Here is a 25,302-nt window from a genome sequence, read left to right on the forward strand (position 1 = left end):
TGAAGCCTGAATAGTTACAAAAATTTAAAGTTAATTCAAGCTTTAAACAATTGTGTAGCACATTGTAATCATTGTGCGGATGCTTGTCTGGATTTTGATGATATCAAAATGAGGGTATCTTGTATCAGGACAGATAGAGTATGTGCAGAGGTTTGTAGTGCTACTGCAAAAGTATTGGCCACATCTTATAAAGATGTAAAGGATTTGGTAAAATATTGCCATAAAATTTGTATTGCTTGCGCTGAAGAATGTGAAGGGCACGATCATAAACATTGTCAAGAATGTGCAGATGCCCGTAGAAAGTGTGCTGAAGCTTGTGAGGAATATCTGAAATACTAAAAATTAATTTTTTTATTAGATAAGTGAAGTACTACCAAGTCAAATTTCGAAAGACCACAGCTGAGATTGTGGTCTTTTTAGTTTTTAAAACTAATGAAAAAAGTGCTAGCCGCACGGGACCCTGGTATTATTTACCCGATTGCGATCTCAAGTGAATTTTACAAATTATTCAGCATATAAGGTAACACGATGAGATCTATAAATCCTGAAATTTGTAATCTAGTTATAACATCTAGATTATGGAGACTGTTAATATATTTGAAACAAAACAAAAACCGGCTAAACACGGAGTAAAAAAATCATTTCCCGTAATAGGAATGACCTGTGCATCTTGTGCGTCGAGTGTTGAATCCATCCTTTTGCATACTGATGGTGTAAATAGTGCCAGTGTTAATTTTGCCAGTAGTTCGGTACTTGTAGACTACGATGAGGCCGTTTCTGAAGAGAAATTACAAAATGTTTTACGCGAAGTGGGCTATGACATTATTATAGATACAGAAGACCCTTCGGAAGTACAGCAAGAACTTCAACAAAAGCATTATCAAGATATAAAAAACCGCACTATTTGGTCAGCTATTTTGACCTTGCCAATCTTCATATTCGGAATGTTCTATATGGATTGGGTGCCAGGAAAATGGATTTCCTTGGTCTTAACTTTTCCTATACTTTTTTGGTTCGGGCGCAGCTTTTTCATTAATGCTTATAAGCAAGCCAGGCACGGTAAGGCCAATATGGATACCTTGGTGGCTTTGAGTACAGGTATCGCCTTTATATTTAGTGTTTTCAATACCTTTTTTCCTGAATTTTGGTTGAGTCGTGGAATAGAACCTCACGTATATTATGAAGCCGCTACGGTCATTATTACCTTCATATCCCTTGGTAAACTGTTGGAAGAAAAAGCAAAATCCAATACCTCTTCCGCTATCAAAAAGCTGATGGGCTTACAACCTAAAACGCTAAAGATTATTGAGAATGGAGAAGAAAAGGAGATTCCTATTTCGTCTGTCCAAGTAGGACAAACGATTCTTGTAAAACCTGGAGAGAAAATTCCTGTAGATGGGTTGGTCTCAAAAGGAAGTTCTTATGTTGACGAAAGCATGATTACGGGAGAACCTGTTCCCGTAGAAAAGACAAAGGATGAGAAAGTATTTGCGGGTACCGTAAACCAAAAAGGGAGCTTTCAGTTTGTCGCTAAAAAAGTGGGAAGCGGAACCTTACTGTCCCAAATCATCAAAATGGTTCAGGAAGCGCAAGGAAGTAAGGCGCCTGTCCAAAAACTGGTCGATAGGATTGCTGGTATTTTTGTTCCGGTTGTATTAGGGATTTCTATTATTACGTTTATCGTTTGGATGTTGGTAGGAGGCGATGATGGCTTTTCGCAAGCCTTATTAACGTCTGTAGCAGTATTGGTAATCGCTTGTCCTTGTGCATTGGGATTGGCAACGCCTACTGCAATAATGGTGGGTATTGGCAAAGGTGCTGAAAACAATATTCTTATAAAAGATGCTGAAAGTTTAGAACTCGGTTATAAAGTGAATGCCGTCATTCTTGATAAAACAGGTACCATTACGGAAGGAAAACCCTTAGTAACTGATATACTATGGAAAGATAAAATTGAAAATCAAATTGAATACCAACAGATTCTTTTGGCCATCGAGGCACAATCAGAACATCCTTTAGCGGACGCGGTGGTAAAACTTTTGAAAGAGGAAAATATTGAACAAGCTGAAATTGATTCCTTTGAAAGTATTATAGGAAAAGGTGTGAAAGCTCAAACAGAAAATGGGGCAAAATATTTTGTGGGTAACCATAAGTTGATGCTTGAGAAAAATATTCAAATCGACGGTTCTTTAATGAAAACAGCAGAAGGTTTGGAGGATCAGGCAAAAACAGTAATATTTTTTGGTGATGAAAAACAAGTGCTGGCGATACTCGCCATTGCAGACAAGATTAAGGAAACCTCAAAAATGGCCATAGCAACGCTTCAAGAAAGAGGCATAGAGGTTTATATGCTTACCGGAGATAATAATAAAACCGCATCAGCTGTCGCAAAACAAGTAGGAATAACAAATTACCAAGGCGAAGTAATGCCTTCAGATAAGGCAGCTTTTGTTGAAAAATTACAAGCTGATGGAAAGATAGTAGCGATGGTAGGCGATGGCATCAACGATTCTCACGCTTTGGCACAGGCCAATGTAAGTATTGCGATGGGTAGAGGGTCAGACATTGCAATGGACGTCGCAAAAATGACCTTGATAACTTCAGATTTGCAGTCCATCCCAAAAGCATTGGAACTATCAAAAAGAACCGTATTGGGAATCCGGCAGAACCTATTTTGGGCATTCATCTATAACATCATTGGTATTCCTATTGCAGCAGGAGTTCTGTATCCCATAAATGGATTTTTATTGGACCCAATGATTGCGGGAGCTGCAATGGCTTTCAGTAGCGTATCAGTAGTTGCAAATAGCTTAAGACTTAAACGAGTAAAACTTTAATATTAATTATAAATTCAAATACAATGAAAACTTTAAAATTTAAAACAAATATCAATTGCGGTGGGTGTATATCAAAAGTAACACCTTTCTTGGACAAGCAAGAAGGGGTTGAAAGTTGGGAAGTGGATACCGCTAATCCTGACAAAATTCTAACCATTAAAAGCGATGGTGCTACCGAAGAAGAAGTAAAGGCTACATTGCAAAAAGTTGGCTTTAAAGCTGAAGCTAGACCTTAATACTTTCGTTTTAATAAGGTCTATATTTTAATTTTGGTTGTGATTCTGCTGTTTGCTAATCATTTTGTGGAAAAGCGAAACGGCATAACGAAAGGCATCTTGTTACGATTAATTCATCAGAATTGTCAATGGAAATAAAACAATTCGACTTTTCCGAACTAAACCAAATGAAGAAGAAGTAATGGAATTTGCAAATAATTTAATGAAAATAGCCAACGAGAAAAAGACAGAAATGCTATTAAACTTTGACTTAAACGAAGAGCATTTTATGGGAAACATCCAATGGTTATTGAATATGAAACTTATTGACAAAACAGAATTAGAAGAGTTGAAATCAGAATATAAATTAAAACAATTAATATAAAACCTGCACTTAATAACTAAGAACCTGAGTTCGATATAAGGATTTAGTAAAATAGAGACAATTGCGTTGTGTTTTCTGTTTCAAACTTAATACTCGGTTTTTTTTCTTGAAAAGAATAGGCAATAAGACTGGCGACTAAATTTGTAATAAAATTACCAAAACTCCTATGTCTGGAATGATCAGCTTGGGCAATGTTCTTTAATTGGTCATTGATGATTTCTATGACCGAACGCTTTCTGAGCAATATCTTATGCCGCATAGTCATCATTACATTTTTCATGTTGTTCCTGATACCGGTTACCAGGTGCAGTCCTTTGTCGAACAACAGGGCCGCAAGTTCCTTTGAGAGATAGCCTTTGTCACCATATAGCCTGCCAAATATTTTCTTTAAAAAGTTCTCTTCCTTTAAGGGCGCCCTATCATCCACATTGGCCTGGGTTATGACAAAGTCGAGCAGTTCTCCCTTATCGTTTACGATGATGTGAAGCTTAAAACCATAGAACCATCCCATTGTTGATTTGCCTACGGTTGCTATTCCCTTAAAAACCTTGTTCTGCGTTATCCGTTTGTTGCCACAGGCACGGATGGGCGTAGAATCCACAAACGAGATCCCCGTACATTCACCTAGACAACATGTTTTCATATACAGGGTCAACGGAAGTATATTTGACTGCATCACTTCAATAAAACGGTTGAAGGAAACGGTATTTGGGAACTCATTCTGGAGCTGGCTCTGGACATAATGAATATAAAAGTGCTTGAAAGTCCTTATGCCGCTCAAATGGAACAGAACGGTAATGGTAACTATCTCACTGGTTGACATTGTGAATTTGCGTTTTCTTGTCATTTTTCCTGTGGAAAGCTGCCTCTTTTGTAATGCGGGATCAAAAACAAGGCAAAAATCATCGATAGAACAAAAAATTTCAGTAATTCTATCTTTAGAAATCATAAGCAGAATATTTTTTAATATATTGATTTTCAGCACTTTAATATACTAAATATTCTGCTTTTTTTATACTAAAAAATCGCTTTTCTTACGTCGAACTCAGGTTAAGAAGTATTCGGCTCGCCGCACCTGTCCCGCCTTAGCGGGGTAGGCCAGAGCTGAATNNCGGTTGATTTGCCGTCTATGGGTAAAAGGTTGGGTTAAGGGAAGGATATTTAAAGGTTGCGCTGTGAGTGATTTGGTTAAAATGCATAGAGTTCAATTATTTTCTAACATTCTCCGTGGTTTTAAAAATAAAAAGTGCTTTGATTAAATTGTATCCCATCCTTAAAAGTAATATGTTTGATAGGAACATAATAATAAATATAGACGCAACCAGTTGCGTCTATACATGTGTTACCTGTAATTTAAAAAAAATGGAGAAGAGAGAATTTCAAGAGTTAAAAACACAAATTTGCGAAAAAAACAAAAAAGAGAAAAGTGAGTAAACTTCTCAACTTTTTCTCTACTTTTTTATCCATTTTAGGAGTCATAGTTATAAGCTATTATTTTACAAATAATCTAAATTTAGATACTGAAAATAATTCTTCTAATAAATTAGTTTTACAGGAAATTCAAAATACACTATTCAAAGAAGAAATAAAACTCTGGAATTAAAACTTAAGAATATAACATCTGACTCTACTATTATAAATAATTTGAAGGAAAAACGCGTACAAATTTTAGAAGACAAAATTGAGTTTTTAGAGAAAGTAATAATGGACTCACCCATCAGAGTCGTTGTATAGGCAAAGGCTCTAAACCACCTAAAGGTGCTGTGATTAATAGTCTTGGTGCTGCGCGTTTAGGAGAATCTAGTCCTTGAGATTAGCAGGTATGAATAAAGGAGTTGAACCTGCCTATGCCGGCAGGCAGGCGAAAGTGAACCATTGAAAAGGTGTCGAAAAGTTGCTGCCTCCAGTCAAAAACTACGAAGTATGAAACGGAGTGAAAAGTAATGTTAGCAATAACATTAATTACAGAGATAACCTATTTATTTTCTGTAAGGCCAGGCGTCATTTAGGAGGCATGACCATTATTTGGGCTTATTTACGGAACTCGGGAAGCTGCATACAAATGATAAGGAAAATGCACAATAAGAACAACTTAGAGGCAAAATACAGATAGTGTATGCAGTGGCAGACTCATTCGTAGTAGTGATGATCCCGGTAGCTATCGGGACTGTAATGGAAGTGGACCGAAGGGATGGGCTAATTATATTTACGATTTGCCAACTTGCAAAAGGATGAGCTTATATTTGTAAATAAAATTAGAAGGGTCGCGTGAGGGGAGACTTTCAAGCACGGTTCCCTGCCCGTCCGGCAGGCGGGTGTGGGAGGGGAAGGGTGAAATACCCGTTTCCTACTCAACACAAGACCATTGGCATAAATTTTGCCCCATCATGAATAAAGGCTACATAATTCTACATAATTATGTATAAAAATGGCCTGGCGTAAAATTAGAAGCAACGTGAGATTAGGAGTAATAATGTTCATCATGGCATTATTTTTTAATATCCTTGTTTTACAAATATTAAGTCCAATGCTTAACACTTATGACTTTGCCAGATTAAAATATAGAACTATGAACGAGCAGGACAAACACAAAGATGAACTTAGAGAGGAATTAAACGAATTAGAGCAAGAATTTTTAAGTTCAATAAAAGATCTTGATCTCAACAAGCGCATTCAACTTAAGCAAGAATTAGCAATTGCTCTTCAGGGAATTTCTTTAGAAAACGACGAGAAAACAAAACGTGCCACCGAATTAATAATTGCTAATTTGGAAGTAAAATTTCTGAATGAAGAAAAAGCGAATCGTGCGGCAGAGCTGGTTATAGCAAATATCGAACTTGTTTTTCAAAATAAGGAGAAGTCAAAGCGTGCAGCCGAATTAATTATTGCCAACAAAGAACTCCTCTTTCAAAACGAAGAAAAAGAAAAACGTGCCGCAGAGTTGGTTATCGCAAATATTGAACTTGTCTTTCAAAATAAGGAAAAATCAGAACGTGCAGCCGCATTGATTATTGCCAACAAAGAACTGCTTTTTCAAAATGAAGAAAAAGCAAAGCGTGCGGCAGAGCTGGCTATCGCAAATATTGAACTTGTCTTTCAAAATAAGGAGAAATCAAGGCGTGCAGCCGAATTGAACATTGCCAATAAAGAGCTTGTCTTTCAAAATGCAGAAAAAGCGAAGCGTGCAGCAGAGTTAGATATAGCAAATATTGAACTTATTTTTCAAAATAAAGAGAAATCAAAGCGTGCAGCCGAATTAATTATTGCCAACAAAGAACTCCTCTTTCAAAACGAAGAAAAAGAAAAACGTGCAGCGGAACTAATCCAAGCAAAGGAAAAAGCAGAAGAAAGCGACCGATTAAAATCAGCATTTTTAGCTAATATGAGTCACGAGATACGCACTCCAATGAATGGCATACTCGGTTTTACTGATTTATTGAGAGAGCCCGAACTAACAGGAGAAATACAGCAAGAGTATATCCGCATCATTAAAAAAAGCGGCGTGCGAATGCTCAATATAATTAATGATATTATTAGTATTTCAAAGATAGAATCGGGACAAGTGGAGGCTAATATTCAGGAATTCAATATTAACCACAGGATCCAATTCATCTATAGCTTCTTCAAACCCGAGATTGAGAGAAAAGGAATTCTTTTTGAAACTAAAAACACGTTGCAGAATAAAGAAGCATTTATTAAATCTGACAGTGAAAAACTCTATTCAATTCTTACCAATCTGGTTAAAAATGCTATTAAACATACTGAAGAGGGCTCCATCGAATTGGGATATGTTGTAAAAACAGAAAACGAACATTCAGAATTGGAGTTTTATGTAAAAGACACAGGAATTGGGATACCCAAAGACAGACAGATGGCAATATTTGAGCGTTTCACACAAGCCGATATTTCAGATGAAAAGGCATTTCAGGGCGCTGGTTTGGGCTTGTCAATTTCTAAAGCGTACGTAGAAATGCTTGGGGGAAAAATTAGGTTAGAAAGTGAAGAAGGAAAAGGTTCAATATTTTATTTTACACTTCCGTATCAGACAATACAACACCATAAAACCGTTAGTAAAACTAAGAATGTGTCTAAAAGAACTCAACTAAAGCTTGATCCTCAAGCTTTGGGACTAAAAATATTAATTGTTGAGGACGATGCCATATCGAGAATGCTTATATCGGCTTTAGTAAAAGATTGTAGTTTGATGTTGTTTCAAGCAAAAACAGGTGTGGAAGCTGTAGATATATTCCGAAATAATCCTGATATTGATTTAATTCTGATGGATATTCAAATGCCTGTTTTGAATGGACTTGAAGCAACCAAACAAATTCGTCAATTTAACAACAAAGTTATAATAATAGCGCAGACAGCTTCTGGACTATCTGAAGAAAAAGAAAAGACAATTGAAGTGGGATGCAACGATTATATTTCAAAACCCATTAGCAAAGAAAAATTACTTGCATTGATACAAAAGCACATCAACAAATTATATGTTGCATGACAAATCAAGAACCTCGGGGCAAGCCCACGAGGTTTGAACAAGAAAATACTTTGAAAAATTCGAGGCATGCCTCGGGGAATTAAACCCTCAATGAGGGATTAAAAGACAAAAAAATAAAGCCACATCTTATAACAAAGTAAAATAATAGTTTTAATAACAACAAATTAGCCTTTGCTGCCCACTCCATTTTTTTACAACCATAATACCAATGAGCTTTTCATTGGTTACCATTCCGCCATTGTAGAAGTTTTCCACCAACAATCTTCACCGTTGCCACGATCTTTGAACATCATCCTAAAGCATCACTTTTTTTAGTCACATTAATAGACCATTAATGCTTAGGATAGTTTTAAAAAGTTTTAATATGTTAGTTTTTCAATAGGGTAGTTGCAACACCTGTCTCATTAAAACATAGTGCGTCAAATTAATAGAGAATATGAAAATTAAAACCTACGCATAATAACTAAGAAGTATTCGGCTCGCCGCACCTGTCCCGCCTTAGCGGGGTAGGCCAGAGCTGAATATTGTGTTGGCGCATCCGGTTGATTTGCCGTCTATGGGTATAATAATGGATTTAGGTAAGGATATTTGGAGGTTGCGCTATTTTTTGGATTGCCAAATGTTATCAACGTTCTAGAGTTATTTAGCCATTGTTAATTCTTTCCACCAATTTTTCTCTACACTAAAAGCACCAACTTGATTCTCGAACTGCCCCAAAACACTTATCCATCGCGTACGCTTCCCATCGTTGCGGGGCTGACAAGTCAAAGTCTACCTTGCACTCTTCACTATAACAAACTTGACGGTTTTTCATATAAGACACAACGAAGGGGTTTATCTGAAATGGACAGTACACTATTTTAGGGACCGAAATCGGCCAATAATTCTTTTGGTTTGAACTTACAACCCTGAGGTTGAACTATTACACCCCTATAAAAAAACACCTACACCCTTTCCCGATTTATTCAATTACACGAGATTTAGATAATCAATAATAATACAGTATATCTATTTTAATTTCTATAAATATTTAATAATACGCAATGAGTACTAAACATAAAACCGTAATCCTATGAAAAACTTTATTTTACTTTTTATTTTAACGCTAAGTACTATTACACTGTCGCAAGCACAGATTGGTTCTTTGGCAAGTAACAACTGGACCAATTTTGGTAATACCGAAATCACATTCATTACAACTGACGGCGATAACGGCGATGGTGTAAATGATGGGGCTCAAAAATTAAACAATCTCTCATCTGGCGTGGGTCACGGCATGTCTTACAATTTTAATGGTACCATGCTTACAGGTGAAAGTTTAGCCTTTGAAACTTATGTTTTTAATCCTAATGTATCCTATGTAAGGATTAAGGTGGAATTGATCAATGTTACCGATAACGTTGTACTGGCCAATTCAGGCACGGTGGTAATGTCCACATCAGGGATAGTTCAAAAAGTGGTTTTAAACTATACGCCTTTAGCCACTGATAATGGAGATCAGTTACAACTGCGATACACACGGGTTGATGATGGCAATGCTGCGCGTACTTTTGCGATAGACAATGCCAAGTTAAACGGTAGCTATCTATATCCTGAAGGTGTAGCGCCGCCAGCTCCCTCTTGTTTTACGACTACAGGTAACGAAGAAGGCTGGGCCAGAATTGGCGATGTCACCATTAATGCAGTAACAAATGATGGCGATAATGGCGATGGCCTGAATGATGGCGCACTCGCGGTAGTATCTTTATCATCAGGCGTTAATGAGCAGCAGGGTACATTTTACACCTTTGACTGCGCTATGATAGCTGGAGAAACATTACAAGTAGCAACGGTACTCTATAATTCCCGAAACTCATATGTAGCGGCAAACATGCAGCTTTATAACAGTACTGACGGTGTGGTCCTAGCCTCTACAGGAAGACAAACAGTTGCGGCAAACGGAACAACGCCACTGGCATTCTCATACATAACACAAAGTTCCGATGTTGGAGATGAGCTGCAACTACGCATTTTGAGGTCAGATGATGGCAATCCTGTACGGAGTTTTAGTATAGACTACGGCACAATAAACGGAGCTACCTTGAACATGCTTATCATTGAGCCTCCTTTAAATCCTGCCTGTGCCAACGGTATTGATGTAAATCCTGATATACCTTTGTCTCCTGTAACACCACAACAAGTTCTCCAAGCCGAGAAGGTATACCAAACGCTTTCTGATACTTATCTAGGAACCGTAGCCCCTTCCAACTTTCAGGGTCAGATGGATAGAGCCTTGCAAGATTATGATCAGTTAGAAATCACCGTTAATGGTAATCTAGTGAACGGAAAAGAAACTACTTTCAAGTATGCTGGAAGTATTATTGAAATCTTTGCCAAACATCTCAAATTAGTTGATCCAAACGATACCGTTATCGTTGAAAAAGCCTCCAACCTGGTCGCTTTAGTTTCCCAACAATTCTGCAAAGGGACTATTTTATTAGATGGCAATGCCTATGATTTTGAAGATTTTTCCCGCCCTACCATCTATTTAAAGGATTATCTTTCTGACGCTGTTAAAGATCAGTATGGCTATGTTCTCGATGCCCAAACAAGAAACTTTTTCCGTTTCTGGGACGCTGATTATCAAGAGGGACAGGAATACAATACCGATTGGATGTTTAATATGAGCGAGCAAATGATCTTGTATGGTGCTTTTAGATATCCAGACAATGATGAGGAAAAAGTGCGCTATATGAAAGCAGGAAAACGTTTTCTCGAACGCTTTTTAACGCACTCCGATGGTACTGGCGACGGTTTAAAGCCTGATGGTACAGGTTTTCACCACTGGTTTGCCTATGATGGATATATGTACGCTCTTACCACAGTTATCAACAATGTTGATGCATTTAACGATACAGAATTTCAAATTGATCCAGAATATTATTACGTGTTAAGAAACGCCATCTATGCACAAAAAATGTTCTCAAATGATGCCCAAACTAAAGCTTTATCAATGTCCGGAAGAAATCCTCAAATCAGAAAAGTAACTACGGGGAAAAATGAACTTGCAAAACTAGCAATCAGCGGAGGTAAAATATTGGGCCTTTCTACTGCTGATCCACTTTTGGCGGGATATTACAATCGCGTTTGGGGAACTAATCCAAAATTCAATTCTACGGCAGTCACCCCTTTTGAAGAAGGCTTTATTCAATTGAACTATGCTCAGGCCGGTGTTTATAGAAAAGACAATTGGGTTGCGGTGATGAAAGGTTTCGGTGACGCCCTTCCGGGGTCTGAACTTTATCCTACTACAAACCGTTATGGCAGATACCAAAGTTATGGTACATTGGAAATATTATATCCGGGTGGGATAGCTCAAGGCGAAAATGCCTATGACGTGGAAACTTGGGACTGGAACTATAATCCAGGCGCGACTACCATCGTTCTACCTTGGGAAAAATTACATGGCGAGCGTTCACGCTTAGATGAGGTGCAACAAAAAAGTTTTGTAGGTGCTCTAGCTTTTAAAAACAAAGGAGAATCTTTAGGTGTCCTTGAAAAAAATTATGGTACCTACGGACTATTTGCAATGGATTTTCAGGAATTAGAAAACCAAGGTTTTGGCACTGTTTACGGTCCTAATACCCATAACGCAACCTTTACCTTTAAAAAATCCAACTTCGCTTTTAAAGATTTTATCGTGAGTTTAGGATCCGGAATTTCCAATAATGATGTGGATAACCCTACCGTAACTACGTTATACCAGCGCACAGGAGATGCTCAAAGCGGGGCCACAGTAAATGCAACGTTTTATGATGAAGGAATAAATAATTTCTCAGGTGCACAGGACAACTGGGTCATCAGCGATCATAACACAGGTTTTTATGTAGTATCTGGAAGTGGAGCGCTGAAAATTTGGAAAGGGGATCAGCAAACACCCAACCATAATGAAATTAATCCAAATGCTTATCTTGATAATGCCATTGGCACTTATACAAAAGGATATATAGACCATGGGAATGCTCCTGTAGATACTGGTTATGAATATGTGACCAAGCCTAATGCAACAGCGAGCGATATGCAGGCTATTGCCGCGGCAAAACCTTATACCGTTTTAGAAAAATCTTCTGAGCGCCATGTGGTTAAACATAACGAGGATAATATTTGGGGGTATTCACTCTTTAATTCATCAACAAACCTTAATCATGGAATTATAAAGGCTAATGATGCCGCTTGTTTGGTGATGTATGAGGAAATTGACGATAAAAACATTTCACTTTCTATGACTGATCCAGATTTGGCATTGGTAGCTAGATCAAACCAACCGGCTGCCATTAAGACTATTGTATTGACCCTACACGGCGAATGGTCGCTTTCAAATCCACATTCACAGGTGACTAAGGTGATCGCAACAGATAGTACGACTACCTTCCAGTTTAGGGTGGAACATGCAATGCCTGTAGAAGTTGATTTGATAAAAACCAAAACAGTCAAAAAAGTACATATAACTCCTGCCGTTACCCGCTATTTAGAGGTGGGCGATACCTATAACTTTACTGGTTTTGTAACCCCTACCAAGGCTACTGACGTATCTTTAGTATGGCGTTCTAATAATGAAACGGTAGCTACTGTAGACCAGCAAGGAAAGGTCACCGCAGAATTTGTGGGCAATGCGACTATTACCTGCACCGATGAAGGAAGTGGAAAATTTGCCACTGTTGAAGTCATTGTGAATCCTTCTAAAGCAGATGACAAGTCGAATACTTCTGATAGTGAATTATTGATATATCCAAACTCAACAACGGTATTCTTTACAGCCAAATTGGAAAATAATATGACCAGTTATAAAATATATGATTATATAGGTAATGTTAGGCAATCACAGGAAAACTTAAAATCGAAGGAATTGGTAATCCAGGTAGATCGTTTGATAGAAGGTGTATATATCCTTCAGGTTACAGATGATATAGGGGCTACCCACTCTAAATTATTTATTAAAAAATAGAAATTATTGTTATTATTACTGTGGCTATAGCTTAGGAGCGTAATTTTTAATACGTCCTTAAACTATAGCCATTTTTTTATTAAGAGTTTCGGCGAAAGCCCGCCCGATTGGTACGGGTAGGCGTACAAGATACGATTGAAGCTATTTTAAAAACTTCACAAAAAGTCACTGGAAATCAAGCCCTCAATAAAGGAATAGCACTGGTTGGAAACCTACATTGCTTTTTATTAAGAAAGCTAATGATAAACCTATAACTCCCCTTTTTCCAGCTCAATTAATCCAAAAGAAGAAGAACTATTATTCCTGAAAAGATAAGTTAGAGAAAACTTTGGTACTAGCAAAAACAGCGCTAGTTGTTCAACAAAGTCAGATAAATTTGTTTTTGTGAATATCTCTTAAGATATAAAGAGAAATTATAATAATTTCAGCGGAATTTCCACAGACTCGATCAATTTTTAGTACTTTAAGTGTGTAATCCACACAACTATACTTACGTGTGCCGAGAGTAACGAGCGGCTAAAAATCGTTACGCAACTGTTTATAAGATGGTGGAACCGACCCACCAGTGTTGTCCTACAGGGGAGAGCATCAAACCACCATAAGGTGCTTTGGTAAAGAGCCAAGGTATTGAGCGTTATGGAAAAGGCTACGCCATGAGCTGGTCAGGTATAAATAATGGAGATGAACCGGCCTATGCTGGCAGGTACAAATGAACCTCTGGTGAAGTGTAAATAAAGTGCTACATTCTGTCAAAAGTGTTTGAAGTATTACAAACATTATAAGTTCTGTGGCTACCTGTTTAATGGTTGGGCGGCATGCGTCATTTAGGAAACATAACTTTTTTTGGGCTTATAAATTTAACTCGGGACCTATACGATAATGCAATGGGAAATGTTTAATAAGATCAACGTAGAGCCAGAATACTGACGTATTATACAGAGATGGACTCATCCGAAGTAGTGATGATCCCGATAGCTATCGGGACTGTAATGGAAATAGAGGAAAGGGATGAGTTAATTTGAGATATAGCATGTCCAACTTGAAAAAGTATGAACTATCTTTGTGTATCAACTTAGAATAGCCATATGATGGGAGACTTTTATTGCCTGTCACGATTTTTCTTCGGGATACGGTTCCCTGCCCGTCCGGCACGCTGGAGTGAGAGGCTTGGGTTGAAATTTCCTTTGTTTACTCGACTACAAACTCGTTATAGCCATTATTAATTAAAATTTAAAACCAACGTTGTGTATTTAAAAAAAGAACTTTACGAACTATTAAAAACCAATGAAAGTATTTTTGACTTTATACAGGAAAGTGCCTTAGATGGTTTATGGTATTGGGATTTGGAAAATCCGGAAAACGAATGGATGAATGCCAAATTTTGGACGGTATTGGGTTATAATCCCAATGAGATGCCACATAAAACGAATGCTTGGCAGGATATTATAAATCAGGATGATTTAAAGCTTACAACAGAAATTCTTACGAAACACTTCGAAAACCCAAATATTCCATATGACCAAATTGTAAGATACACTCACAAAAACGGTTCCACGGTTTGGATACGTTGTCGTGGAATGGCAGTTCGCGATAAAGATGGAAAACCTATCAGAATGTTAGGTGCGCACCAGGATATAAGCGATATCAAAAATAAAGAGTTTGAATTAATAATAGCCAAAGAAAAAGCTGAGGAAAATGAAAGAAAATTTCGTGAGATTACTGAAAATATAACTGAAGTATTCTGGCTTAGCAGTACTGATTTCCAAACAATATTTTATGTAAACCCAGCTTATGAGAAAGTTTGGGGTCGCAGTTGCCAAAGCCTGTACGATAACCCCGAGTCTTTTTTTGATTCTGTAAACCAAGAGGATAAGCCCGGAGTGTTTTCCAAATTCGAAAAATACAGGAAAGGAAAAAAGATTAATTTGGAATATCGTATAATAAACAACAAGGGTAACATAAAATGGGTGCGGATAAAAACCGTCCCTGTAAAAAACTCCAACGGAGAAATTGTACGGCACGTAGGCATAGCATTGGATATAAGTAATTCCAAAAGATTTCAGCAAACTCTGACATTGCTAGCCAATATGGCGAAATCCTTTATCCATATCCCCCTTAAAAATATTTCAAAAGAAATCAAAAAAACCCTGGGAACTATGGGCAACTTTGTTAATGCTGATCGGGTTTATATTTTTGATTACGACTGGGAGAAGCAAATTTGCAAAAACACCTACGAGTGGTGCAATGATGGTATTACCCCCGAAATAGAACACCTACAGGAAGTGCCCCTTGATGCAATTCCATGGTGGGTGGAAGCCCATAAAAAAGGTGAAAAACTTGCAATTGCCAATGTGTCCTCTTTGAACAAAAATGATGGTGTAAAAAAGATTCTTGACCCTCAGGGTGTAAAAAGCTTATTTACTTTGCCCCTCATGCAATCTGGCAAATGTGTAGGTTTTATGGGTTTCGATAATGTCAGAAAACATCATAAATACTCGAAAAGAGAAGAAATGATTTTAACTTTTTTTTCTGAACTAATGGTAAATATTCAAAACCGGAAATCTCAGGAAAATTTATTGGTATTGGAGAAGGAAAAGGCTGAACAATCCGATAAATTAAAAACCGCTTTTATCAACAATATTTCTCATGAAATAAGAACGCCATTAAATGGAATTTTGGGTTTTGGACAAATGCTAGCCGAAAGCGATTTTTCTGCTGAGGAAAGAGCTGAGTTGCTTAACGGCTTATCAATTTCAAGTTCCCGTTTAATGAGCACCATTACTGATTATATAGACATGTCCATGATTTTTTCCGATGCTGTGAAAGTTGATAAAAAAGAATTCTTGCTAAAGCCCTGGTTTGAGGGTATAACCGAAAAAGCAAAAGTCTTGGTTTCAGAAAAAAATATAGACTTCGAGATTGTTATTCCTTCAGAAAATGATAACCTGAAAATTACTACTGACCCCAAATTACTGGAGAAAATATTAGATAAACTGCTCGATAATGCTATTAAATTTACAAACGAAGGAAGCGTAACATGCACATATAAAGCAAAACCTAAAGATGTTGAGTTTTTTGTTCAAGATACTGGCAAAGGTATAGCTGGCGATAAATTAGAATTGATTTTTGAAATGTTTTCTCAGGAAGATTCGTCAATGACACGTGGACACGAAGGAAGCGGCCTGGGGCTTAAAATTGCTAAGGAGTTGGTTGGATTATTGGGTGGTGAAATGAATGTTGTTTCTGAAATTGGAAAAGGTTCGATATTTACATTCACTATTCCTCTTTAATAATCTAGAAGAACCCACTTCTAATAAGAAGCAGCTAAATCAATATGGACTAAAGTGCCATAGGTTTTTAAATCTGACTAAAGCTAGGGGATTATTCAAGTATGAAAGCTTCTGTGTCTTTATCTGATTTTCCGTGATGTTTTGTTAGTAATATTTCCAGCACTGCAATATGAAACCCTATGGTCACTACTTTAGCCCCAATAAGTGGGGGAGTGATTTTTAAGATTTAAAATTTATACATGGAAAATATGACATGGACCTTAGATGCTTTACAGGAATTGAGTACATACACAGGTTGACAGTAATATAAATGAGCAATGAGATTCGAGATAAAATTATTTTAAAGATATGTTGTTAAAACTTATATTGTTTTCTGGATTTGCAGGAATAACTGTTTTTATTGGCGGAATTTTAGCAAATTATTTCAATCATCATGTAAATGAAAACTATGTCAAATATGAAATTATTCATACACTGATGTCTTTTGGTTCAGGTATCATGTTGTCAGCCTTAGCATTAGTTTTAATTCCAAAAGGGATGGAACAATTGGAATTGCTGCCAATAGTTATTTCCTTTCTACTCGGAGCACTTTTATTTATGATAATAGACCAATATCTAGCAAATAAAGGCGGTAAAACTGCTACGCTTTTAGCTATGCTCATGGATTTTATTCCTGAATCAATCGCGTTGGGAGCTGTCTTTGCAATTGAACCAGAGATGGCCGTACTTTTAGCTGTATTCATAGGTCTTCAAAATTTACCAGAAGCATTTAACTCATTTAGAGATTTAATTCAGAGCGGATTTACAGTAAATAAGACATTATTAATGTTCTTTTTTTTAAGTTTTTTTGGAATTATTGGAGCATTGATTGGGCATTACCTTTTAAGTGATTCTCCAGATTTAACAGCTCATTTGATGATATTTGCAAGTGGAGGTATTTTATATTTACTCATTCAAAACATTATTCCTGAAAGTAAGTTAGAAAAGAACTATTTGACATCATTAGGTGCTATTTTGGGTTTTTTAGTAGGAATTATAGGAGATAAAATAATATAAACAACTACAATAACTAAGAAGCATTTGGGTGAACGGGACAGCTTGCCCAGAGGGGTTCAACATGAATGGCATGTTGACTGAACAGTGTTAGGTTTGTCACCTTAGCGCAAAGCATTACGCTTGTGGCACTTTCAAAATGCAACACGTGTTTAAAAAAATAAAAGAGAACGCTTTTACAAAAAATGTAGAGGGGTTTTGTCCCAAGTTTTGTCCTTGGTTCTTTCGTAGCTCGTGCTAGGATACTGAAAAATAAGTCAGGCCAGGGAGAAAATAGGCAAGACGCCATTCAAGGAAATTACAAATACTCTATTAGTTGTAGAGTGAATATAGACAATTGTATATATCCAATTGTTGGCAAACACACTAAAACACTTCCTTGCCTTTAATGTTACAATTACATAAATTGATCGTCTTCTTAATATAATTAAATTATTACAGAAAATGAAAACATTAAAAATATTCAATTACACATTACTCCTTTTTATCCTATTTTCAAACGCTCTTTTTTCACAAGATGCAGATAAAGTGAAAGCCAAAGTATCTTTAGAACACGAAATTCTAAAAATGGACAGCCTGTTTTTTAATATCGCATTCAACAAATGTGATTTAAAGCTTTATAAGAAAATAATGTCCCCAGATATTGAGTTTTATGATGACCGTTCTGGACTTAATACATCTTTTGAAACAGAAATAGCCTCTTTTAAAGACAGATGTTCCAGACCTTTTGCTGTAACCCGAAAGTTGGTCGGTTCCACTGTACATGTTTTAGGCGATTATGGTGCCGTACAAATGGGTGTCCATGAATTTTATGAGGATAGTAAAAAAGTACAAAGAGGAAAATTTATTACCATTTGGGAAAGAAAAGAAGGTTCTTGGATTTTAAAACGCGCCATAAGCTACGATCATGAGCCTGTTTCAAACTAAATTTTTCTACGGGTATTGTTTGTTCTTTTTATTGATTGTTGCTTGCACGAGTCAGCAAAAATCAAACAGCAAAACAACCATCTTTAAACCGAACTATAAAAAGACATTAGATAGCATTGTGCCAAAACTTATGGCTGAATACCTTGCTCCAGCCGTTGGAGTGGGAATTATAGAAGACGGTAATATTGCATTTGTAAAAGTGTATGGAGAAAATCAAAAAGGCTTTAAAGCACCTCAAAACACCATTTTTAATATAGCAAGTATTACCAAACCTGTTGTAACGGCAGCCATTTTAAAACTGGTGGCTCATGGCGATTGGGATTTGGACGAACCCTTGTTTCATTATTGGACAGACCCAGATGTGGCACATGATGCCTATGCAAAACTGATAACCACCAGAAATTGCCTTTCGCATACCACAGGTTTTAAAAATTGGCGTTGGGACGAAGCAGATGGGAAATTAAAATTAAACTTTAAACCTGGAACAAAGTTTCAATATTCTGGTGAAGGGATGGAATACTTGCGGCATGCTGTTGAAAGCAAATTTAAAATGGGGATTACAGACAAAAAATTTTGACTTTAGTGAGTTATATTTCTGGAAATGCCAATTTAAGCGAAACTAAAAGTACAGTTTGGTTTGAGTTTGGAAGACACAAAGACTATAGGAATCAATGCAGAAATGGATCAGGAAACCATAAATAAATACACGAAACTATTTCCAACCCTCTATTTTTCATGCAAAATGAATGATGATAACAATTTTAATCTTTCCTACGGCAAAAGAATTAGTAGACCAAATTTCAGAAACCTCAATCCATTTCGATTTTATATAAATACCAATAGTTATAGTGATGGAAATCCTTTTTTACAGCCCTCCTTTTCTGATAATTTTGAATTTTCCCATCTGTATAAAAAGATGATTAATTCAAGTGTTTTTCTAAGTATTACAACCAATGGCTCAGGAACTGTTTTTACTACAGATGCAGAGAGTCAAACACAAATTATCATTAGAGAAAACTATTACGAACAATACAATTACGGAATAACGGAAAGTTTTTCTTTCAATAAAATCAAGTGGTTTAAAAGTGATAATAGCATTAATCTTTTAGGGTATTATACAAAATTCATCAAAGATTTTGGAGCGATGCCTAAAAAGGGACTTCAACTATATTTAACTTCAAACAATACATTTTCTTTGAGTGATAACACCAAACTTCAAGTAAATTCATATTATAGTTCCCAACACAACAGAGGTTTGTTTAGTGTTATTGGCGAAATGTTCGACTTGTCCTTTGGAATACAGCATAGCTTTAAAAACAATTTAAAAATGTCCCTATTATTAAGTGATGTTTTTAATACGGCAAGTTTAAAAGACTATACTTCAACTATAAACGGAATTGAGCAAATCTACAGACAAAATGAAAGCTCTAGAGATCTTAGAGTTTCCCTTTCTTACGATTTTGGAAACAAAAAGGTAGATGTGAAAAATAGAAATTTTGGAAATGATGATGAAATAAAAAGAAGTAATTGATAGGATCTTGTGCAGCGCGGAGGAAGAAAAAAGACTTTTGGAATTTACATTATTTACTTCAATCTTATGAGGTCAACCAAATGCTAGCTTTACACAACGCTAGGTTTTAGAATATTGCATCGAAGAAATAAAATTCGTTTATGGTCATAGTATGACGTCTTCTTTTGGTTGACTATCATTGGATTGGATGAATAGATGCTTTATTTCTATTGATATTATAATTTGTAGCACATAGCTATTAGATTTTTAAAATCTGTCAAACAATTAAAGAATTAAAAAACGATCATCAAATGCCGTTGACATATATCTTATTGAATTTACGTTTCATTTCGATGTTTCCAAGCATGACTATTTCAGCTCCATGAGGAAGTATGGTTTGTGCCGATAACAACGTCACTACTTCAGAATTTTCTTTTATTGCAATGACAGATAATCCCGTTTTAGCGCCAATACCAGATTCTGCAAGGGACTTACCCTCTAGTGATTTTGGTATCGGGATTATAAACAAGGTAAAACCCTCCCCAAGAACGGTTAGTTCCTGGTTTTTAGAAATCGATAAAACGGCTTCAGAACCTAATGTGGAGAAGCTTAATACAAAATTAGCGCCTGCCTTTTGAATGATATCAACATTTCGAGCTTCGGATATACGGCTCACTATTCTTACATCCTTGTTCAATTGACGACAATAGGAGGCGAGATAAATGTTCATGGTGTCGTCATGGGTAGACAATAATACCGAAGGTGCTTCTAGAATTCCTGCTCTTTTTAGTAATTGGTAATCGGAGGCATCACCCGAAAATACCTTATTGCAAAAAGGACTTACTTTTTTGCATATCTCCGGATCCTTGTCCACGACATTTACTAAGACGCCATTTTTATGTAAAGATTTTGCAGCCGCCAATCCTACCCGGCCCGCTCCGATTAACAATACAGGATGTGGGTTTACATCGTAATCATGGAAGAGCTCATCAATGTTTTTGAGCTGTTCTTTATGTCCTATGATGACTAATATGCTTTCCTGTGTTAGTCTTTCCTTACCGGTTATAGGTTGCAATCTGCCTCGCTCCCAAATGCCCACAATACTGACCCCGAATCGTTGTCTTAATTCCGTCTCCCGGATAAGTTTTGACACCAAAGGGGTGTTGTAGATTGGTAATTCTGCAATCAATAGATCTTCATATTGACCTATGGCATGAGACTCTGCATGTTGTGTGTTTACCCTATTTGCCAATTGTTCGCCCAGCCATTTTTTTACAGGCAACACGTGGTCCGCGCCGCTTAGTTTCTGCACATCTACGGAATCAATATCAGTCGCTATGGCAACAATGGGAATCGTGGGGGCAATTTCCCTGATAGTGAGTATGATTTTGGTATTTAAAAAATCATCTCTATTAATCAAAACCAGTTTTGCATCTTTAATATTGGCAAGGATAAAGGTTTCCTTGTCATCCAATTCCCCAAGTAGTACAGAAACATGTTCATCATGATTTTTAATCGCTTTTTCTATATCGTTTTCAATGACATAATAAGGAGTTTTCTCCTGCTTCAATCGCTTTGTAAGATCTCTTGCTATGACATCATAAGAACATATTAAGATGTGATTTTTTGTTCCGGCAGGCACCTGACGAAGCACCTTGTTTTTCTTTTTTGACTCTAGAAGAGGGATATAAAAGTGCCTAATAAAGGCAAACGGCAATACAATCATTAACATGAAAATGCCAGAAAGTAATACGACAATACTGAAAAAGCGACCCAGATCGGATGCAAATGTAATATCACCGAAACCAAGGGTACTCATAACCGTAAGTGTCCAATAGAAGCCTGTAACCCAGGAGTGATTTTGGTTTTCAGACGCCATTATAAAATGGAAAAGAACAGAATAAATGACGATGACAACTCCTAAGAGAGCTAAATATTTAAGTAAGACCTTAGAGTTTCTTTTAAAGTCTCTGTCGCCCATATAATAGGCCAACTGACTACCGATAAATTTCATATTCTGTTTTTTAAAAGGGTTGCAATTTGGTCATTCGGATTCTAATCTATGGAATTTAATTCAGGTTTTGCTGTTTGATTAAGAAGTTTTCAAATATAATATTCTAAAGCGCCAAGAAAGTATCTTTTTGAGAAAAAATAAGGCAATGCTTTAAAGCAGTCCAACGATAAATAATCAAAACAAATTGCAAAGCTTCATTTTGAGCCACCGCAAGGTGTCCATTTATACTTGTATTAATTAGGTTTTCTTACGCTTTCCAATTTAGGCGCATTTTACGCCGCTGTTGGTGTTTTTCACCAACAGCATTCATTGTCTATTCATTTGACATTTTAATGTTATTTGGTTGAAGTGCTTTATGTTTTATTTTCAGGTAATTATTGGTTAAAACATTAGTTCTGGCTGTTTGTGAGGTGTAGTAAGGTTAAACAAAAATTGTTGGTGGAAAACACCAACAATGGCTCAAAGGATTCTATTGCACTTTTTACGCCGCTGTCGGTGTTTTTCACCAAAAGCATTCATTGTCTATTCATTTTGACATTTTAATATTATTTGGTCGAAGTGCTTTATGTTTTATTCAAGCAATTATAGGTCAAAACATTAGTTCTGGCTGTGTGGGAGGTGTCGTAAGTTTAAACAAAAATTGTTGATGGAAAATACCAGCAATGGCTCAAGGGATTCTATTGCACTTTTTACGCCGCTGTCGGTGTTTTTCACCAACAGCATTCATAGTCTATTCATTTTGACATTTTAATGTTATTTGGTTGAAGTGCTTTATGTTTTATTCAAGCAATTATAGGTCAAAACATTAGTTCTGGACGTTTGTGAGGTGTCGGAAGGTAAAACAAAAATTGTTGGTGGAAAACACCAACAATGGCTCAAGGGATTCTATTGCACTTTTTACGCCGCTGTTGGTGTTTTTCACCAACAGCATTCATTGTCTATTCATTTGACATTTTAATGTTATTTGGTTGAAGTGCTTTATGTTTTATTCAAGCAATTATAGGTCAAAACATTAGTTTTGGCTGTGTGGGAGGTGTCGTAAGTTTAAACAAAAATTGTTGGTGGAAAACACCAACAATGGCTCAAGGGATTCTATTGCACTTTTTACGCCGCTGTTGGTGTTTTTCACCAACAGCATTCATTGTCTATTCATTTTGACATTTTAATATTATTTGGTCGAAGTGCTTTATGTTTTATTCAAGCAATTAGAGGTCAAAACATTAGTTCTGGCTGTTTGTGAGATGTTGGAAAGTAAACAAAAATTGTTGGTGGAAAACACCAACAATGGCTCAAGGGATTCTATTGCACTTTTTACGCCGCTGTTGGTGTTTTTCACCAACCGTATTCATAGTCTATTCATTTGACATTTTAATGTTTTTTGAGTTGAAGTGCTTTATGTTTTATTCAAGCAATTAGAGGTCAAAACATTAGTTCTGGCTGTGTGGGAGGTGTCGTAAGGTTAAACAAAAATTGTTGGTGGAAAACACCAACAATGGCTCAAGGGATTCTATTACACTTTTTACGCCGCTGTTGGTGTTTTTCACCAACAGCATTCATAGTCTATTCATTTTGATATTTTAATGTTATTTGGTTGAAGTGCTTTATGTTTTATTCAAGCAATTATAGGTCAAAACATTAGTTCTGGACGTTTGTGAGGTGTCGGAAGGTTAAACAAAAATTGTTGGTGGAAAACACCAACAATGGCTCAAGGGATTCTATTGCACTTTTTACGCCGCTGTTGGTGTTTTTCACCAACCGCATTCATTGTCTATTCATTTGACATTTTAATGTTATTTGGTTGAAGTGCTTTATGTTTTATTCAAGCAATTATAGGTCAAAACATTAGTTTTGGCTGTGTGGGAGGTGTCGTAAGTTTAAACAAAAATTGTTGGTGGAAAACACCAACAATGGCTCAAAGGATTCTATTGCACTTTTTACGCCGCTGTTGGTGTTTTTCACCAACAGCATTCATAGTCTATTCATTTTGACATTTTAATGTTATTTGGTTGAAGTGCTTTATGTTTTATTCAAGCAATTAGAGGTCAAAACATTAGTTCTAGCTGTTTGTGAGGTGTCGTAAGTTTAAACAAAAATTGTTGGTGGAAAACACCAACAATGGCTCAAATGGAAATTATAAATAAAACCTATTGCCAATAACTAACATCCGTGTGGCTGATAGGCCAGAGCTGAATACTTCTTAGTTATTGACCATAATACTTTTCCGTAAAACTATTCCAATCAGCCGAGGAATTCCCCTTTGGTTTTCCTCGTCAAACCACTCCTTAAATTCTATTAATTCAAATCCGTATTTATTTGCGTGGTTCATGTATTCAGAAAGGTGATGAGTATAAGTTTCTAATTCTTGCGTCCCGTTTTCAGTCTCAAATTTTGCTTTACTACCGGAATATTGTTTAAACGGATGAAGTTCGCTGATAAAGAAATGCCCACCTATTTTTAATTTTTTTCTCGCTTGGTCAAAAATGAAACTTATATTTTCTATGTGTTCAAGTACTAAACTACATGTTATCAAATCCCAATAATCATCTTCAATATTCCATTGGATTGTTAGATCCGCTTTTATAAATTCCGCTCGTTTATCCTTGATTTTGGATCTGGCTTTGTCCAACATTTTTTGCGAAAAGTCCAATCCAATTACTTTATCTGCTTTCTGTAATAAATAAGCAGTGTTTTTACCAGTTCCGCAACCCAGCTCGATAACTTTTAAAAAATCAATTCCTTTTAGCGTTTCGAAAGTAGATTTCGCATCTAAATCTCTGGTCTTATTCATATTTGTATCATATTGGCCAGCCCAATTATTATATGCTTTTTCAATAGTCATTCTCTAATTTTTTTTAGTATTAAATTTTAAATCAAACAACTATTTTACACTAGATTGACAATGGTGTCCATTTAAATAATCATTTATCTGTATTAGTTTATATTCTGGAGAAGCTTCAAAGAAAATAGCTTCAGGTTGTGCATGAATGCGTTGTATATATCTAAAGATCCTCAAATTTCTATTAAACCACCACAACGTGGCAAAGTCTGGTTCTAATTGTCCGTTTTCATTTGTCTCATATTAAAGATTCCCAATAAATAGTCACCTAATCCCCTTTTAGCATGCTTCGGTATTTAATCTCTTTAATGCTGCCAAAACACCTTCAGTCTTAAACAAACGTTTTCCTTTAAATAGGAAGCTGAAATAATATCTGGATTCTTATGGAAATAATCTCTAAATTTTCATTTCTCAATTGAGTCATTTCCCTCGAAAATTCTTTTAGCATCTTCATAATCTCTATCCCAGGCATCAGTACAATATAATCTTTTCAAACCCCTACGTTTGGTTATTATAAATCCTATTTGTTGTTCTTCACTCCTTGTTAGTGTATGCACCCCGTTTATGTAGGACATGTACAGAGAATCATATTCTTGTTGTTTTTCAGGCTCTCTTTCAATAACAATCTTGTTAGGTTTAAATTTACCAAGTTTATCCACAATTAATTCAATTTCTTTTTGATAGTTGAATATAAAACATCAATTTGATCATGAACATCTGTTTTAGCAATATCAAGATTTGGAAACTTAA

15 protein-coding genes are annotated in these 25,302 nt (G+C 36.2%); 11 read left to right on the top strand and 4 right to left on the bottom strand.

The features are described 5' to 3' along the window. Positions 1-108 precede the first annotated feature (108 nt). The 4 genes from JEM65_RS19335 (at position 109) to JEM65_RS19350 (ending at position 3,437) form a co-directional block, all read left to right on the top strand. The gene (locus JEM65_RS19335) at positions 109-339 is read left to right on the top strand and encodes a four-helix bundle copper-binding protein (protein ID WP_306465097.1); all 231 of its coding nucleotides are present in this window, start codon (positions 109-111) and stop codon (positions 337-339) included. A gap of 239 nt (positions 340-578) precedes the next feature. Further along, positions 579-2,837, top strand: coding sequence for a heavy metal translocating P-type ATPase (locus tag JEM65_RS19340; RefSeq protein WP_199603117.1), 2,259 nt, complete (start codon positions 579-581; stop codon positions 2,835-2,837). Between the two features lie 23 nt (positions 2,838-2,860). Then, positions 2,861-3,073 carry a heavy-metal-associated domain-containing protein gene (locus tag JEM65_RS19345; protein WP_199603118.1) on the top strand — a complete coding sequence of 71 codons (213 nt, stop codon included), beginning with the start codon at positions 2,861-2,863 and terminating at the stop codon, positions 3,071-3,073. Between the two features lie 202 nt (positions 3,074-3,275). After that, complete coding sequence (locus JEM65_RS19350; RefSeq protein WP_199603119.1) at positions 3,276-3,437, top strand: hypothetical protein; 162 nt, start codon at positions 3,276-3,278, stop codon at positions 3,435-3,437. A 43-nt stretch (positions 3,438-3,480) separates the two neighbouring features. Here the strand turns inward: JEM65_RS19350 and JEM65_RS19355 are convergent, their stop codons facing one another. Then, a complete protein-coding gene (locus JEM65_RS19355) occupies positions 3,481-4,386 on the bottom strand; it encodes an IS982 family transposase (protein WP_199603120.1) in 906 nt (301 codons plus the stop codon). Positions 4,387-6,006: 1,620 nt separating this feature from the next. Here JEM65_RS19355 and JEM65_RS19360 point away from each other — a divergent pair. From JEM65_RS19360 to JEM65_RS19390, 7 genes are all read left to right on the top strand, one after another. Continuing rightward, entirely contained in the window at positions 6,007-7,938 is a 1,932-nt protein-coding gene (locus tag JEM65_RS19360) for an ATP-binding protein (protein WP_199603121.1), read from the top strand. Positions 7,939-9,010: 1,072 nt separating this feature from the next. Next, positions 9,011-12,922 (top strand): chondroitinase family polysaccharide lyase, encoded by a 3,912-nt coding sequence (locus JEM65_RS19365; RefSeq protein ID WP_199603123.1) that lies wholly within the window; start codon positions 9,011-9,013, stop codon positions 12,920-12,922. 1,244 nt (positions 12,923-14,166) lie between these two features. Next, positions 14,167-16,212, top strand: a complete 2,046-nt coding sequence (locus JEM65_RS19370) for a PAS domain-containing sensor histidine kinase (protein ID WP_199603131.1) — start codon at positions 14,167-14,169, stop codon at positions 16,210-16,212. A 348-nt stretch (positions 16,213-16,560) separates the two neighbouring features. Further along, on the top strand, positions 16,561-17,268 hold the full coding sequence (locus JEM65_RS19375) for a ZIP family metal transporter (RefSeq protein ID WP_199603136.1): 708 nt from the start codon (positions 16,561-16,563) through the stop codon (positions 17,266-17,268). A gap of 441 nt (positions 17,269-17,709) precedes the next feature. After that, positions 17,710-18,192, top strand: coding sequence for a nuclear transport factor 2 family protein (locus JEM65_RS19380; RefSeq protein WP_199603138.1), 483 nt, complete (start codon positions 17,710-17,712; stop codon positions 18,190-18,192). Continuing rightward, positions 18,173-18,769: a serine hydrolase domain-containing protein gene (locus JEM65_RS19385; RefSeq protein ID WP_199603140.1), complete on the top strand. Its 597-nt coding sequence runs from the start codon at positions 18,173-18,175 to the stop codon at positions 18,767-18,769. The genes JEM65_RS19380 and JEM65_RS19385 overlap by 20 nt, the downstream gene beginning before the upstream one ends. 60 nt (positions 18,770-18,829) lie before the next feature. Next, positions 18,830-19,723 carry an outer membrane beta-barrel family protein gene (locus JEM65_RS19390; protein ID WP_233530746.1) on the top strand — a complete coding sequence of 298 codons (894 nt, stop codon included), beginning with the start codon at positions 18,830-18,832 and terminating at the stop codon, positions 19,721-19,723. A 286-nt stretch (positions 19,724-20,009) separates the two neighbouring features. On the opposite strand, the gene JEM65_RS19395 is transcribed toward JEM65_RS19390, so the two are convergent. From JEM65_RS19395 to JEM65_RS19405, 3 genes are all read right to left on the bottom strand, one after another. Continuing rightward, positions 20,010-21,716 carry a potassium channel family protein gene (locus tag JEM65_RS19395; RefSeq protein ID WP_199603142.1) on the bottom strand — a complete coding sequence of 569 codons (1,707 nt, stop codon included), beginning with the start codon at positions 21,714-21,716 and terminating at the stop codon, positions 20,010-20,012. 2,197 nt (positions 21,717-23,913) lie between these two features. Continuing rightward, the gene (locus JEM65_RS19400) at positions 23,914-24,555 is read right to left on the bottom strand and encodes a class I SAM-dependent DNA methyltransferase (protein ID WP_199603144.1); all 642 of its coding nucleotides are present in this window, start codon (positions 24,553-24,555) and stop codon (positions 23,914-23,916) included. 401 nt (positions 24,556-24,956) lie between these two features. After that, complete coding sequence (locus JEM65_RS19405) at positions 24,957-25,211, bottom strand: DUF5694 domain-containing protein (RefSeq protein WP_199603146.1); 255 nt, start codon at positions 25,209-25,211, stop codon at positions 24,957-24,959. Between the last annotated feature and the right edge of the window lie 91 nt (positions 25,212-25,302).

Source organism: Gelidibacter salicanalis, from assembly GCF_016469035.1.
Taxonomy (GTDB): Bacteria; Bacteroidota; Bacteroidia; order Flavobacteriales; family Flavobacteriaceae; genus Gelidibacter; species Gelidibacter salicanalis_A.

Bases quoted from the DNA above. Each gene is read 5' to 3' on its own strand.
- JEM65_RS19365 (WP_199603123.1), top strand. From the start codon at position 9,011: ATGAAAAACTTTATTTTACTTTTTATTTTAACGCTAAGTACTATTACA.
- JEM65_RS19400 (WP_199603144.1), bottom strand. From the start codon at position 24,555: ATGACTATTGAAAAAGCATATAATAATTGGGCTGGCCAATATGATACA.
- JEM65_RS19375 (WP_199603136.1), top strand. From the start codon at position 16,561: ATGTTGTTAAAACTTATATTGTTTTCTGGATTTGCAGGAATAACTGTT.
- JEM65_RS19350 (WP_199603119.1), top strand. From the start codon at position 3,276: ATGAAAATAGCCAACGAGAAAAAGACAGAAATGCTATTAAACTTTGAC.
- JEM65_RS19395 (WP_199603142.1), bottom strand. From the start codon at position 21,716: ATGAAATTTATCGGTAGTCAGTTGGCCTATTATATGGGCGACAGAGAC.
- JEM65_RS19360 (WP_199603121.1), top strand. From the start codon at position 6,007: ATGAACGAGCAGGACAAACACAAAGATGAACTTAGAGAGGAATTAAAC.
- JEM65_RS19380 (WP_199603138.1), top strand. From the start codon at position 17,710: ATGAAAACATTAAAAATATTCAATTACACATTACTCCTTTTTATCCTA.
- JEM65_RS19385 (WP_199603140.1), top strand. From the start codon at position 18,173: ATGAGCCTGTTTCAAACTAAATTTTTCTACGGGTATTGTTTGTTCTTT.
- JEM65_RS19355 (WP_199603120.1), bottom strand. From the start codon at position 4,386: ATGATTTCTAAAGATAGAATTACTGAAATTTTTTGTTCTATCGATGAT.
- JEM65_RS19340 (WP_199603117.1), top strand. From the start codon at position 579: ATGGAGACTGTTAATATATTTGAAACAAAACAAAAACCGGCTAAACAC.
- JEM65_RS19335 (WP_306465097.1), top strand. From the start codon at position 109: ATGAGGGTATCTTGTATCAGGACAGATAGAGTATGTGCAGAGGTTTGT.
- JEM65_RS19345 (WP_199603118.1), top strand. From the start codon at position 2,861: ATGAAAACTTTAAAATTTAAAACAAATATCAATTGCGGTGGGTGTATA.